Genomic DNA, 12,808 nt, shown 5'->3' with positions numbered 1-12,808 from the left:
TCGGCGGCCGTAGGCTCGGGCGGTGCCAGCTCGCAGCCGCGCCGCGGTCTACGCCAGACGACGCAAACGTCGGATGGCGAAGGTCGAGCACGACCTGACGACGCAGCAGTGGGCTGTCCTGCAAGAGATCTGGGGCGGCTGCGCCTACTGCGGCGCCGACGACGCCGATCTGCAGAAGGATTGCGTGCAGCCCATCTCCCGCGGCGGGCGGTACACGCTCGACAATGTGGTGCCCGCCTGCCGGTCGTGCAACGCGAGCAAGTGCAACGCCGAGGTCACCGGCTGGTTGCGCCGAAAGAAGTTGGACGAAGGCAGGTTTCTGCTCAGGAAGGCCACCATCGCCAGGGAACTGGCGCAATACTGAGCCGATGGCCGGTACCCAGACGCCCGAAGTGCGCCTGGCGGAGCTCATCGCCGCGCTGTCGCTGGCCACCGATCTCGGTCTGGGGCAGCCGCAGGAACACGTGTTGCGCCAGACGGTCATCGCGACGCGCCTGGCCGCCGCGGCGGGGATGGCGCCCGAACATCAGGCCGCGGCCTTCTACGTGTCGCTGCTGGCCTGGATGGGGTGCGTCGCCGACTCGCACGAGCTGGCGCACTGGTTCGCCGACGATCTCCAGATGCGTGCCGACAGCTACCAGGTGGACAAGGCCGGCCCCGGCATGGCGCGGTTTCTGCTCGGACACCTCGCGCAGGGGCAGCCGGCGTTGCAGCGCATCACCATGGTCGGCCGCTTCCTGGCCCAGGGCGTCGCCGATATGCCGAAACTCTTAGTCAGCCACTGTCAGACGGCCAGCGACATCGCCGACCGCCTGGACCTGCCGCCCGAGGTACGTGCCGCACTGCTGGACGCCTTCGAGCGCTGGGACGGCAAAGGTGTGCCGGGGCGGGCCCGGGGTGCGGATATCCAGCCGGTGATGCGCGTCGTCCACATCGCGGACGACGCCGAGGTGCACCACCGCGCCGGCGGCGCCGAAGCGGCGCTGGAAATGCTGCGCAGCCGCCGGGGGACCGAGTTCGACCCGGAACTCGTCGACCTGTGTTGCAGCCGTCCGGACGAGATCTTCGGGGGACTCGACACCGTCGACGCCTGGGGTTCGGTGATCCAAGGCTGCACACCGCTGGATCGCACTGTTCCGGACGCGGAGCTGACTGCGGTGCTGCGGGTCTTCGCCGACTACGCCGACCTGAAATCGCCTTGGTTCCTGGGCTATTCACGCCGCGTCGCCGAACTCGCCACGGCAGCGGCCACAGTTGCCGGCCTCAGTGCGGACGACGTCGCCCTCGCCGAGCGTGCGGCGCTGGTGCACCGGATCGGGGCCATCGGCGTGTCGACGGGCATCTGGAACAAGCCCGGCCCCTTGACCATTTCCGAGCGCGAACGCGTCCGCACGGTCCCGTATCTCACCGAACGCGTGCTGTGCCGCCAACCGCGGCTGTGCGAGATCGGCGCGATCGCCGCGGCCGGCCACGAACGCATGGACGGCAGCGGATATCCCCGCGGCCTGACCGGCACGGCGATTCCCGCGCCCGCCCGGCTGCTGGCCGCCGCGGTGGTCTACCAGGCGCTCGGCGAGGATCGCCCGCACCGGACGGCGTTCGCGCCCGCCGACCGCACCGCGGCCATGCACGCCGAGGTCACAGCGGGACGGCTCGACGCCGACGCCGTCGCCGCGGTACTCACCGCCGCAGGCTGCCGACCGGGTCGCCGCCCCCGGCTCGTCGCCGGCCTGACCGGCCGCGAACTCGAAGTGCTCGAGCTACTGGTCCGTGGGTCGTCGAATCGGCAGATCGCGCAACACCTTTCGATCACGCCGCGCACCGTCGGCACCCATGTCGAACACATCTACACCAAGATCGGGGTGTCGACCCGCGGTGCCGCCGCGATGTTCGCCATGCGCCACGGGCTGGTCAGCGCGGCCGAATAGATCGGGTATTCACCCGATGTGTCAGGGTGCCTGCGGGTCGTAGAACCGATACATGGACCACGACACCGGCACGGGATGGGCCGTGGCGGGCGCCTTCCTGGAGGCCTTCGCCGGCCAGGATTTCGCCGCGCTGGCCGAATGCCTTGATCCCGACGTACATTTCCGCGCCCTGATCCCGCCGGGTCTGGTCGACGTGACCGGGGCCGACGACACCGTCGGCCGCTTCCGGCACTGGTTCGGCGCCGACACCTTCGAACTGGTCGACGCCTCCGTCGGCCGCGTGGGGGACCGCGTCGCGTTGAGCTGGCGGGTCCGCACCTCGCCACCCGGTGACCCGACCGCCGTCAAGATCGTCGAGCAGCGCCTGTTCGCCGCCGCCGATGAGCGCATCCATTCAATCGACTTGCTGTGCTCAGGATTTCAGCCCGAACCGAAGGAGAACCGCTCATGAGCTCCAAAGTGGCGATCAGCCTCACCACCGGTCTTGAGGACGCCGAGAAGGTCACCATCGCCCTGCTGATGGCGGTCGGCGCGGCCGAACAGGGACACCCGACCATGATGTTCCTGGCCAAGGAAGCCGTGCGGCTGGGCCAGCCCGGATTCGCGCTCGGCGTCGCCTGCGACGGCTGCCCTCCGCTGCCGGATCTCATGGCCCGTTACCAAGCCGCCGGCGGCAGGTTCCTGATCTGTCCCATCTGTTTCAACGCCAAAGCCCTTGACGCAGAGAATATTCTGACCAACGCCGACCTCGGCGGCACCGTCCCGCTGTGGCAGTGGATCGGCGACGAGCCGGCCACCACGTTCAGCTACTGAACTTCCTCGGACAGTTCCATCCAGCGTTCCTCCAGCTCGGTCACTTCGCCTTCGAGCTCGCGCAGCGAGCCGGTAAGACGTTGCAGCCCTTCGTAGTCGCCCTGGTCGTGCGCGGCGAGACGCTGGTGTGCGGTGTCGATCTGGCCGGCGAGCTTCTCCAGCCGCCGTTCGATGGCGGTCAGTTCCTTCTGCGCCGCACGCAGCTCGGCACCCGACAGCCCCTCAGGTGCCGCCGCGGCCGGTTTGGCTGTGGCGGTACCGGTTTGGGCTGCGTGCGTCGCCCGCAGGCGCAGGTACTCGTCGACCCCGCCGGGCAGGTGCCGCAACCGGCCACCGAGGATGCCGAACTGCTGATCGGTGACGCGCTCGAGGAAGTACCGGTCGTGGCTGACGACGATCAGCGTGCCGGGCCACGAGTCCAACAGGTCCTCCATGGCCGCCAGCATGTCGGTGTCCAGGTCGTTGGTCGGCTCGTCGAGGATCAGCACGTTGGGCTGTTCGAGCAGGATCAGGAGCAGCTGTAGCCGGCGCTGCTGCCCACCGGACAGATCCTGCACCGGCGTGGACAGCTGCGCGCTGGCGAAGCCGAGGCGCTCCAGCAGCTGACTCGGGCTGAGTTCCTGTGCCTTGGAACCGGATCCGAACGTGTACGTCGTGGCCAGCCGACTGAGCACCACACGTACGGGTTCGTCGAGATGCTCGGCCAGCTTGTCCACGCCCTGGGTCAGCGTGGCAATCTGCACCGTCTTGCCGTGTTTGACCCGGCCCTCGGTCGGCTCGACCGAGCCGTCGATCAGTCCGAGCAGCGTCGACTTGCCGGCGCCGTTGACGCCGAGGATGCCCGTGCGCTCGCCGGGGGCGATCCGCCACTCGACGTCCTGCAGCACCTGCCGGTCTCCGTAGGTCACCGACGCGTCCAGAATGTCGACGACCTGCTTGCCCAGCCGGGTCACCGCCAGCGACTGCAGCGCCACCTTGTCGCGGATCTCGGGCACGTCGGCGATCAGCGCGTTGGCGGCGTCGATGCGGAACTTCGGCTTCGACGTCCGTGCGGGTGCACCGCGGCGCAGCCACGCGAGCTCCTTGCGGGCCAGGTTCTGCCGCCGTGCCTCACTGGCGGCCGCCTGCCGGTCCCGTTCGACGCGCTGCAGGATGTACGCCGCGTAGCCGCCCTCGAACGGCTCGACGATGCGGTCGTGCACCTCCCATGTGGCGGTGCAGACCTCGTCGAGGAACCACCGGTCGTGGGTGACGACGAGCAGGCCGCCGGCATTGGCGGCCCAGCGCTTCTTGAGATGCGCTGCCAGCCAGGTGATCGCCTCGACGTCGAGGTGGTTGGTGGGCTCGTCGAGGATCAGGACGTCGTGGTCGCCGGCGAGCAGGCGGGCGAGCGCCACGCGGCGGCGTTGCCCACCCGAGAGCGTGCCGATCACCGCATTCCAGTCGAGGTCGCCGAGGAGCCCGGCGATGACGTCGCGGCCGCGGGGATCACCCGCCCACTCGTGCTCGGGAACGTCGCCGACGACGGCGTGCCCGACGGTGTCGGTGTGGTCGAGGGTGTCGGCCTGGTCGAGCATCCCGATCCGGACGCCGCCGCGTACCGTCACCCGCCCGGAGTCGGGCTTGAGCCGGCCGCCCAGCATTGCCAGCAAACTGGATTTGCCGTCGCCGTTACGGCCGACGATGCCGATTCGGTCGCCCTCCTCGATCCCGACCGTCAGCGAATCGAAAACCACACGGGTCGGAAATTCCAGATGCAGGGCTTCGGCCCCCAATAGATGCGCCATCAGGCGCAGATTCTAGGCGTCGGTCGCGGGTGCCCCTGCCACGCCGTAACCACGAGGTAACCAGCGCGTTGTGCCATGATGGCGTCGTAATCAGGGGGATTTGTACTTATTTGACCAAAAGGGAGTACCCGGTGGTGGATTTTTCGGTGATCACCGGGCCGGTGGAGCGGTTGGTAGCTACCGCGCAAAACGGCCTGGAAGTGCTGCGCTACGGCGGGCTGGAGACCGGCGCCGTGCCGTCGCCGTTCCAGATCGTCGAGAGCGTGCCGATGTACCGCCTGCGGCGCTACTTCCCGCCCGACGCGCGTCCGGGTGCGGCGCCGGCCGGTTCGCCGGTACTGATGGTGCATCCGATGATGATGTCCGCCGACATGTGGGACGTGACGCGCGACGACGGCGCCGTCGGCATCCTGCACGCCGCGGGCCTGGACCCGTGGGTCATCGACTTCGGCTCGCCCGATCAGGTCGAGGGCGGCATGGACCGCAACCTCGCCGACCACGTGGTGGGGCTCAGCGCGGCCATCGACACCGTCAAGGCGACCACGGGCAAAGACGTCCATCTGGCCGGCTATTCGCAGGGCGGCATGTTCGCCTATCAGACCGCCGCGTACCGGCAGTCCCGTGATCTGGCCAGCATCATCGCCTTCGGGTCTCCCGTGGACACCCTGGCCGCACTGCCGATGAACATGCCGGCGAACCTGGCATCCGGCGTCGCCGACTTCATGGCCGACCATGTCTTCAGCCGCCTGAACATCCCGGGGTGGTTGGCGCGCAACGGTTTCCAGATGCTGGACCCGATCAAGACCGCGCAGTCGCGCCTCGACTTCCTGCGCCAGCTGCACGACCGTGAAGCGCTGTTGCCGCGTGAGCAGCAGCGCCGGTTCCTGGCCAGCGAGGGCTGGATCGCCTGGTCCGGCCCGGCCATCGCAGAGCTGCTCAAGCAGTTCATCGCGCACAACCGCATGATGACCGGCGGGTTCGCCATCCACGGCAATCTGGTGACGCTGTCCGACATCACCTGCCCGGTCCTCGCCGTGGTCGGCGAGGTCGACGACATCGGTCAGCCCGCCGCGGTGCGCGGCATCAAGCGCGCCGCACCGGAGGCCGACGTCTACGAATACCTCATCCGTGTCGGGCATTTCGGTCTCGTCGTGGGTTCCAAGGCCGCCAGCCAGAGCTGGCCGACGGTCGCGTCGTGGGTCAAGTGGCTCGACGCCGGCGGACCGATGCCGGCCGACGTGGTGCCGATGCCGCTGCAGTCCGAACTGCCGCGCGAGTCGGTGCCGTTGGCCATCCGCGTGGCACACGGTGCCGCCGCCGCGACGGAGATGGCATTCAGCCTGGCCAACACCGCGGCCGACGCCGTGGTGACGGCCGGCAAGTCGACGCGCGCGCTGGCCATCGAGACCGTCCGGACCCTGCCGCGGCTGGCCCGTCTCGGCCAGATCAACGACCACACGCGAATCTCGTTGGGCCGCATCATCTGCGAGCAGGCCCAGGGCGCGCCGGACGGTGAGTTCCTGCTGTTCGACGGCCGCGTGCACACCTATGAGGCCGTGGACCGCCGCATCAACAACGTCGTGCGCGGTCTGATCGAAGTCGGTGTCCGACAAGGCGTTCGGGTCGGCGTGCTGATGGAGACCCGGCCCAGCGCGCTCGTCGCCATCGCGGCGCTGTCGCGCCTCGGCGCAGTGGCCGTGCTGATGCCGCCCGACGCCGACCTGGCCGTAGCGGCCCGCCTCGGCGGCGTCACCGACATCATCTCCGACCCGGCCAACCTGGATGCCGCGCGACAGCTGCGGACCCGCGTCCTGGTGCTCGGCGGCGGCGAGAACCGTGACCTGCACGTGTCCGACGACGCCGACGTCATCGACATGGAGCAGATCGACCCCGACGTCGTCGAGCTGCCCGGCTGGTACCGGCCCAACCCGGGTTACGCGCAGGACCTCGCCTACGTCGCGTTCGCCAACGTCGGCGGCGAGCTGGTGGCCCGGCAGATCACCAACTTCCGCTGGGCGCTCTCGGCATTCGGCACCGCATCGGCAGCGAACCTGGGCCGCGGCGACACCGTCTACTGCCTCACCCCGCTGCACCACCAGTCGGGCCTGCTGGTCTCGCTCGGCGGCGCGGTCGTCGGCGGTGCGCGCATCGCGCTGTCCCGGGGTCTGCGGCCCGAGCGCTTCGTGCACGAACTGCGGCAGTACGGCGTCACCGTGGTGTCCTACACCTGGGCGATGCTGCGCGACGTCATCGACGACCCGTCGTTCGTGATCAACGGAACCCACCCGGTACGCCTGTTCATCGGCTCGGGGATGCCGGCCGGGTTGTGGCGCCGTGTCGAAGAGGCGTTCCAGCCCGCACACGTCCTGGAGTTCTTCACGACCACCGACGGTCAGGCCGTGCTGGCCAACGTGTCGGGTGCCAAGATCGGCAGCGAGGGCCGGCCACTGCCGGGTGGCGGTCAGATCGCGTTGGCCGCTTACGACGTCGACGACGACCTGATCCTCGAGGGCGACGACGGTTTCGTGGTGCGCGCCGAGCCCAACGAGGTGGGCGTCCTGCTGGCCAAGCCGCGTGGCCCCGTCGACCCGACTGCCGCGGTCAAGCGCGGTGTCTTCGCGCCGGGGGACACCTGGGTGTCCACCGAGTTTCTGTTCCGCCGGGACGACGACGGTGACTACTGGATGGTCGACAACCGCCGTTCGGTCATCCGCACCCCGCGCGGCGCCGTGTTCGGCAAGGAGGTCGGCAATGCGCTGGGCCGCCTCGACGCCGTCGACATCGCCGTCACCTACCGGGTGCCGGTCGGTGATCGGGAGCTGGCGGTGACGGCCTTGAGCCTGCGTCCGGGTGGCAGTGTCCTGCCGGCCGAGCTCCGTGAGGCGTTGGCCGATCTGCCGGTCGGGGTGGAGCCGGACCTCATCCATGTGGTGCCGGAGCTGAAGCTGAACGCCTCCTACCGGCCGGTGCTCGCCGAGTTGCGTGCCGCCGGCGTGCCGGAATCGACGGACAACTCGTGGCAGTTCGACGTCGACAGCGACGCGTTTGTGCCGTTCACCGCGGCTGCCCATGCCGAGCTGACCGGAGCGAGCAGTCTGTCGTGACAGCCTGCCGGTACCGGTCGTCGCTGTTAGGCTGCGGTTTGTCAGTCGGGGTTCACGCCGTCGGGCGCAGATATCGAATGGAGAACGCATGACGTCACACACCAGCCGCGGGCGGCGTGGTGTTGCCGGCGCGATTCTGGCGGGAGCCGTGGCTGCCGGGATGCTGCTCACTCCTGCCGCGGCACACGCCGACATCCTCGACGACCTCGATGCCGAGTACGACATCGGCGCCAGTGGCGGCGACCTCGCGAAGCTGCTGCACACGTCGCTCAAGCTGCGTGCCCAGGGCTTCGGGCCGTCGCGGGGCAACCTCGCCGATATCGAGGCGGCGCTCGACCAGCGTCCCAACCAGGTGCCGCTGATCCACGCGCTGCAGGACACGGTGAAGTTCCAGAAGCGCAATCAGGCCCGCGCCGCCGGCGCGAAGCCGCAGAACCCTATCGTCATCGGTGGCCCGGGTGGCCTGCCGCCCGGTCTGGTGCCGGGTACCGGTGGCTCGCAGATTCCGTTGGGTGGCTGACGCGCGGTGATCGACGAAGCATTGCGCGCGATTTTGGTGTGCCCGCAGGACCGCGGTGAGTTGCTGCTGGTCGGAGACGAATGCCTGTACAACCCGCGGTTGCGCAGGGCGTACCGCATCGACGGCGGGGTACCGGTGCTGCTCATCGACGAGGCGGTCGACGTCACTGACGACGCCGAGCACCAGCGACTGCTCGCCGCCGCCCGGCGTTAGTCCAGCGCCGGCAGCTCGCCGGTGAGGTAGCGCTGCAGGTTCGGCGCGATCGTCTCCGCGATCTGGTGCACCGGAAGCGATCTGAACGGTTCCAGCTGCAGGATGTAGCGGGCCATCACGACGCCGATCAACTGGGAAGCGACGAACTGCACGCGGATTCGTCCCGTGCCGGGTGGATTGTCAACGCGCGCACCGACTTCGGCGGTGATGACGTCTTCCAGGAAGATGCGGATCAGGTTGACATCGTCGCCCGCGAGCATCGAGCGCAGCGCCGCGATGAACCCGACACCGAGCTCGGAGTCCCAGATCGGAAACAACAGCGACGGCAAGGTGCGGCCGAGTTCGTCGACAGGGGTGTCCCGCAACGGACCGAGCACCATCTGCGGGTCGATGGGAATGTGCACCGCGGCGGCGAAAAGCTGCTGCTTCGTTCCGAAGTAGTGATGCACCAGCGCCGCGTCGACACCGGCGGCGGACGCGATCGCCCGCACCGATGTGTTGTTGAAACCGTTGCGGGCGAACAGGTCCCGCGCACACGCCAGGATCGTCTCCTTGGTGTCCGACGTTCCGCTGGGCCGGCCGGGCGGCTTGCGGCGCGGCCGCGGCTGTGCCGCGGTCATGGGGTCCGGCGGCGCAGGGTCGCAGCGGCCAGGCACATGGTGACGACCGCGAACGCGATCACGATGACGATGTCGCGCATCGTGGTGCTGGTGATGTCGGCGTGGTCGGCCACCTGTTGGAGGGCCTCGAGCGCGTAGGTCGCGGGCAGTGCGTCACTGATCCACCGTAACCAGTCGGGCAGCATTTCGCGGGGAACGATGATGCCGCACAACAGCAACTGCGGGACGATCACCACCGGCATGAACTGCACGGCCTGGAACTCGGTGCGCGCGAAGGCACTGCACAGCAGGCCCAGACCGACGCCCAGCACCGCGTTGATGATCGCGATCAGGAAGACCAGGGCGGGGCTGCCCGCGGTGTCGAACCCGAGGAACCAGAACGACACCAGGCAGGCCAGCGTCGCCTGGGCGGCGGCGGCCACCGAGAATGCCGATCCGTAGGCGGCCAGCAGATCCAGCCGGCGCAGGGGAGTGGTGAGGATCCGTTCCAATGTGCCCGAAACCCGTTCGCGCTGCATGGTTATCGAGGTGATCAGGAACATCACGATCAGCGGGAAGACGCCCAGCAGGATCAGACAGGCGTTGTTGAACGGCGACAGCGTGCCTGGGCGGTGTGGCAGCTCGCCGAACATGAAGTACATCAGGGTGATGACGGCGCTCGGCACCACCAGGATCATCGCCATGCTGCGATGGTCGGCGGCGAGCTGACGCAGGATGCGGGCCGTGGTGGCCAGATAGGGCTGCAACGTCAACCGGCTCTGGCTGCGGTGCTGCGCCGGATGATGGTCAGAAACGCTTCCTCCAGCGATGAACATCCGGTGTCCTCTCGTAGTTGGGTGGGCGTGGTGTGTCCGAGCAGGCGACCCTCGCGCATCAGCAGCAGTTCGCCGCAGTGGTCGGCCTCGTCCATCACATGGCTGGACACCAACAGGGTGGTGCCGCCGCGGGCCAGCTGATCGAACTGCTCCCAGAGGTCGACGCGCAGTACCGGGTCCAGCCCGACGGTGGGTTCGTCGAGCACCAGCAGGTCAGGTTTGGACACCAGCGCACAGGCCAACGATGCGCGCGTCCGCTGTCCGCCGGACATGTTGCCGCACAACGCAGTTCGGTGATCCTGGAGACCGACGGCGGCTATCGCCTCGTCGGCGGCGGTCTTCCCGGCGCCCGTCAATGCGGCGAAATAGCGCACGTTGTCGATGACGCGCAGATCGTTGTACACCGTCGGCTCCTGGGTCACATATCCCACGCGCCGACGCAGATCTGCCGATCCGCCGGGCTTCCCGAGGACCGCGACCGTGCCGCTCGTGATGATCTGGGTGCCGACGATGGCACGCATCAGGGTGGTCTTGCCGCAGCCGGACGGACGGACCGAGCAATCCCGTGATGCTGCCACGCCGGACCTGCAGGGACACGTCGTCGACCGCGCGCCGATTACCGCGGACGACGGTCAGGTTGTCGATCCGAATCGCCACGTCAGAGCGCTGATCCAGTAATTCACCATTCGATGAACTCATCATATGGTGAATAATCCGCTCGTGGCGTGGGCATGTCAATGGCCGGCGCCGGACCGGGCAGAATGGCAGGCCATGAGCGCCGAGTCACTCGCCGTCGATCCGGTCACCGCGGCTCGGCGGCTGCTCGGTGCCACGTTGTACGGCCGGGACGTGGTCGCCACCGTCGTGGAAGTCGAGGCCTATGGCGGTCCGCCGTCGGGGCCGTGGCCGGATGCGGCTGCGCACTCGTACCGCGGGCCGACGCCCCGGAGTGCGGTGATGTTCGGGCCGGCCGGGTACTTGTACACGTACCGCAGCCACGGCATCCATGTGTGCGCCAACGTCGTGTGTTGCACCGACGGGGTGGCGGGTGCCGTGTTGCTCCGTGCGGCCCGCGTGGTCGACGGTTGTGGTGTCGCCGCGGGCCGGCGGCGCGCCGGCATCATGCCCGTCGCATACGCCCGGGGCCCGGGCAACCTGTGCGAGGCGCTCGGAATCACGTTGGCGGACAACGGTATTGACCTGTTTGATCGGCAATCGCCGGTCCGGATCGAACTCAACCCGCCACAGGAGGGCAGCGCCGGGCCGCGCGTGGGGGTCAGTCAGGCCGCCGACCGGGCCTGGCGGTTCTGGTTGCCGGGTACCCCCGAGGTGTCGAACTACCGGCGCAGTCCCCGGGCGCCCGCACCGGGCGAGAGCGACTGATGGCGGTCGGTGACCTGCGATAGGGGAAGATCGACGTCGTGAGTACTGGCATTCTCGATGAACTGGACTGGCGCGGCCTGATCGCGCAATCGACCGACCGCGAAGCGCTCGCCGCCGCGACCACCGATGGACCGCTCACTCTCTATGCCGGCTTCGACCCGACCGCACCCAGCCTGCACGCGGGACACCTGGTTCCGCTGCTCACGCTGCGGCGATTCCAGCAGGCCGGACACCGGCCGATCGTGCTGGCCGGTGGTGCCACCGGCATGATCGGCGATCCCCGCGACAACGGTGAGCGGACGATGAACACCGCCGACACCGTCGCGGACTGGGCCGAACGTATCCGCGGCCAGCTCGAGCGGTTCGTCGAGTTCAACGATTCGGGCAACGGTGCGATCGTCGAGAACAACCTGTCCTGGACCGGGCCGATGTCGGCCATCGAATTCCTTCGTGACCTGGGCAAACACTTCTCGGTCAACGTCATGCTCGATCGCGACACCATCAAGCGGCGCCTCGAAGGCGACGGGATCTCGTACACCGAGTTCAGCTACATGCTCCTGCAGGCCAACGACTTCGTCGAGCTGTACAAGAAGCACGGCTGCAGCCTGCAGGTCGGTGGCTCTGACCAGTGGGGAAACATCATCGCGGGCGTCCGGCTGGTGCGCCAGAAACTGGGTGCGACCGCGCATGCGCTGACGGTTCCGCTGGTCACCTCGGCCGACGGCAAGAAGTTCGGCAAGTCGACCGGCGGCGGCAATCTGTGGCTCGACCCCGAGCTGACCAGCCCCTATGCCTGGTACCAGTACTTCGTGAACGCGGCCGACGCCGATGTCGTGGGCTACCTGCGCTGGTTCACCTTCCTGTCCGCCGATGAGCTCGGTGAACTCGCGACCGCCACCGCGGAGCGGCCCCACGAGCGCGCGGCGCAACGGCGGCTGGCCCGGGAATTGACCACGTTGGTGCACGGCCAGGCGGCGACCGACGCTGTCGAACTGGCCAGTCAGGCGCTGTTCGGCCGCGCCGAGCTCGCGGATCTCGACGAGTCGACGCTCTCGGCGGCGCTGACCGAGGCCAGTAATGGCCAGGTCGCCGAGCTGACACCGGGTGGTCCGGATGGGATCACCGACCTGTTGGTTGCGACGGGGCTGTCCAAGAGTCGTGGGGAAGCGCGCCGGACGGTGGCAGAAGGCGGCGTCTACGTGAACAACGCACGCGTCGAAAGCGACGAGTGGGTACCACAGCCGACGGACTTTCTCGGTGAACGCTGGCTGGTGTTGCGGCGTGGCAAGCGCCACATCGCCGGGGTACGGCGGGTTGGCGGCTCCGGCCAAGGATGACGGCCCCTCTGACCAGGGGAAACGCTCCGCTGACCTGGCGATTTGACTCGCTGTTAGCCCTGCCGTAACTTATTCCAGGTCAGAGCGACACGGACAAGCGCCGGAGAGCGAAGACCAAATCCGAGAGTAACACCCATTAAGTTGGGAGTTCCTCACTGCCCGCACTACGGACCGCGGCTTTTAGCCGCGGGTTTGTTGCGCGGTCAGGCCGGGCGTGTTGTTTGAGAACTCAATAGTGTGTTTGGTGGTTTTTGTTTGTTGTTTTTTGACTGCACCTCGTGTTTTCCC

12 protein-coding genes and 1 pseudogene are annotated in these 12,808 nt (G+C 68.2%); 9 read left to right on the top strand and 4 right to left on the bottom strand.

Annotated elements, in window-relative coordinates; translation table 11 throughout:
• Positions 1-73: 73 nt before the first annotated feature.
• Genes ACJH6J_RS21790 through ACJH6J_RS21775 form a run of 4 tightly spaced genes read left to right on the top strand, consistent with a single transcriptional unit; the run spans position 74 to position 2,741 of the window.
• A complete protein-coding gene (locus tag ACJH6J_RS21790) occupies positions 74-364 on the top strand; it encodes an HNH endonuclease (protein ID WP_371824575.1) in 291 nt (96 codons plus the stop codon).
• Between the two features lie 4 nt (positions 365-368).
• Positions 369-1,928: an HD domain-containing phosphohydrolase gene (locus ACJH6J_RS21785; RefSeq protein WP_212814144.1), complete on the top strand. Its 1,560-nt coding sequence runs from the start codon at positions 369-371 to the stop codon at positions 1,926-1,928.
• A 52-nt stretch (positions 1,929-1,980) separates the two neighbouring features.
• The gene (locus tag ACJH6J_RS21780) at positions 1,981-2,379 is read left to right on the top strand and encodes a nuclear transport factor 2 family protein (RefSeq protein ID WP_212814146.1); all 399 of its coding nucleotides are present in this window, start codon (positions 1,981-1,983) and stop codon (positions 2,377-2,379) included.
• Complete coding sequence (locus ACJH6J_RS21775; RefSeq protein WP_212814148.1) at positions 2,376-2,741, top strand: DsrE family protein; 366 nt, start codon at positions 2,376-2,378, stop codon at positions 2,739-2,741. The genes ACJH6J_RS21780 and ACJH6J_RS21775 overlap by 4 nt, the downstream gene beginning before the upstream one ends.
• Here the strand turns inward: ACJH6J_RS21775 and ACJH6J_RS21770 are convergent.
• The gene (locus ACJH6J_RS21770) at positions 2,735-4,528 is read right to left on the bottom strand and encodes an ABC-F family ATP-binding cassette domain-containing protein (protein WP_212814150.1); all 1,794 of its coding nucleotides are present in this window, start codon (positions 4,526-4,528) and stop codon (positions 2,735-2,737) included. The genes ACJH6J_RS21775 and ACJH6J_RS21770 overlap by 7 nt on opposite strands.
• 131 nt (positions 4,529-4,659) lie before the next feature.
• On the opposite strand from ACJH6J_RS21770, the gene ACJH6J_RS21765 reads away from it, so the two are divergent.
• From ACJH6J_RS21765 to ACJH6J_RS21755, 3 genes are all read left to right on the top strand, one after another.
• Complete coding sequence (locus ACJH6J_RS21765) at positions 4,660-7,632, top strand: acyl-CoA synthetase (RefSeq protein ID WP_212814152.1); 2,973 nt, start codon at positions 4,660-4,662, stop codon at positions 7,630-7,632.
• Positions 7,633-7,720: 88 nt separating this feature from the next.
• Positions 7,721-8,152 (top strand): hypothetical protein, encoded by a 432-nt coding sequence (locus tag ACJH6J_RS21760; protein ID WP_212814154.1) that lies wholly within the window; start codon positions 7,721-7,723, stop codon positions 8,150-8,152.
• A gap of 6 nt (positions 8,153-8,158) precedes the next feature.
• Positions 8,159-8,365 carry a Trm112 family protein gene (locus ACJH6J_RS21755; RefSeq protein WP_212814156.1) on the top strand — a complete coding sequence of 69 codons (207 nt, stop codon included), beginning with the start codon at positions 8,159-8,161 and terminating at the stop codon, positions 8,363-8,365.
• On the opposite strand, the gene ACJH6J_RS21750 is transcribed toward ACJH6J_RS21755, so the two are convergent.
• From ACJH6J_RS21750 to ACJH6J_RS21740, 3 genes and pseudogenes are all read right to left on the bottom strand, one after another.
• Positions 8,362-8,985 carry a TetR family transcriptional regulator gene (locus ACJH6J_RS21750; RefSeq protein ID WP_406804511.1) on the bottom strand — a complete coding sequence of 208 codons (624 nt, stop codon included), beginning with the start codon at positions 8,983-8,985 and terminating at the stop codon, positions 8,362-8,364. The two genes, ACJH6J_RS21755 and ACJH6J_RS21750, sit on opposite strands and share 4 nt — an antisense overlap.
• Positions 8,982-9,800, bottom strand: coding sequence for an ABC transporter permease (locus tag ACJH6J_RS21745; RefSeq protein WP_406804510.1), 819 nt, complete (start codon positions 9,798-9,800; stop codon positions 8,982-8,984). The genes ACJH6J_RS21750 and ACJH6J_RS21745 overlap by 4 nt, the downstream gene beginning before the upstream one ends.
• Positions 9,734-10,502, bottom strand: a pseudogene (locus ACJH6J_RS21740) (ABC transporter ATP-binding protein). The gene ACJH6J_RS21745 and the pseudogene ACJH6J_RS21740 overlap by 67 nt, the downstream one beginning before the upstream one ends.
• Before the next feature lie 69 nt (positions 10,503-10,571).
• On the opposite strand from ACJH6J_RS21740, the gene ACJH6J_RS21735 reads away from it, so the two are divergent.
• Both ACJH6J_RS21735 and tyrS read left to right on the top strand, forming a co-directional pair.
• On the top strand, positions 10,572-11,183 hold the full coding sequence (locus ACJH6J_RS21735) for a DNA-3-methyladenine glycosylase (RefSeq protein ID WP_406802552.1): 612 nt from the start codon (positions 10,572-10,574) through the stop codon (positions 11,181-11,183).
• 38 nt (positions 11,184-11,221) lie between these two features.
• Positions 11,222-12,520: a tyrosine--tRNA ligase gene (gene tyrS, locus ACJH6J_RS21730; RefSeq protein WP_318987244.1), complete on the top strand. Its 1,299-nt coding sequence runs from the start codon at positions 11,222-11,224 to the stop codon at positions 12,518-12,520.
• Positions 12,521-12,808 lie beyond the last annotated feature (288 nt).

It is taken from the genome of Mycobacterium sp. SMC-18, from assembly GCF_045310895.1.
In the GTDB taxonomy this organism is placed as follows: domain Bacteria; phylum Actinomycetota; class Actinomycetes; order Mycobacteriales; family Mycobacteriaceae; genus Mycobacterium.
Note: the sequence above shows the minus strand (reverse complement) of the source record. Positions and strands in the feature narration are given on the sequence as shown.

Excerpts from the sequence above, each read along its gene's own strand:
- ACJH6J_RS21780 (WP_212814146.1), top strand. The coding sequence starts at position 1,981 with ATGGACCACGACACCGGCACGGGATGGGCCGTGGCGGGCGCCTTCCTG.
- ACJH6J_RS21775 (WP_212814148.1), top strand. The coding sequence starts at position 2,376 with ATGAGCTCCAAAGTGGCGATCAGCCTCACCACCGGTCTTGAGGACGCC.
- ACJH6J_RS21750 (WP_406804511.1), bottom strand. The coding sequence starts at position 8,985 with ATGACCGCGGCACAGCCGCGGCCGCGCCGCAAGCCGCCCGGCCGGCCC.
- ACJH6J_RS21745 (WP_406804510.1), bottom strand. The coding sequence starts at position 9,800 with ATGTTCATCGCTGGAGGAAGCGTTTCTGACCATCATCCGGCGCAGCAC.
- ACJH6J_RS21760 (WP_212814154.1), top strand. The coding sequence starts at position 7,721 with ATGACGTCACACACCAGCCGCGGGCGGCGTGGTGTTGCCGGCGCGATT.
- ACJH6J_RS21770 (WP_212814150.1), bottom strand. The coding sequence starts at position 4,528 with ATGGCGCATCTATTGGGGGCCGAAGCCCTGCATCTGGAATTTCCGACC.
- ACJH6J_RS21790 (WP_371824575.1), top strand. The coding sequence starts at position 74 with ATGGCGAAGGTCGAGCACGACCTGACGACGCAGCAGTGGGCTGTCCTG.
- ACJH6J_RS21785 (WP_212814144.1), top strand. The coding sequence starts at position 369 with ATGGCCGGTACCCAGACGCCCGAAGTGCGCCTGGCGGAGCTCATCGCC.
- ACJH6J_RS21735 (WP_406802552.1), top strand. The coding sequence starts at position 10,572 with ATGAGCGCCGAGTCACTCGCCGTCGATCCGGTCACCGCGGCTCGGCGG.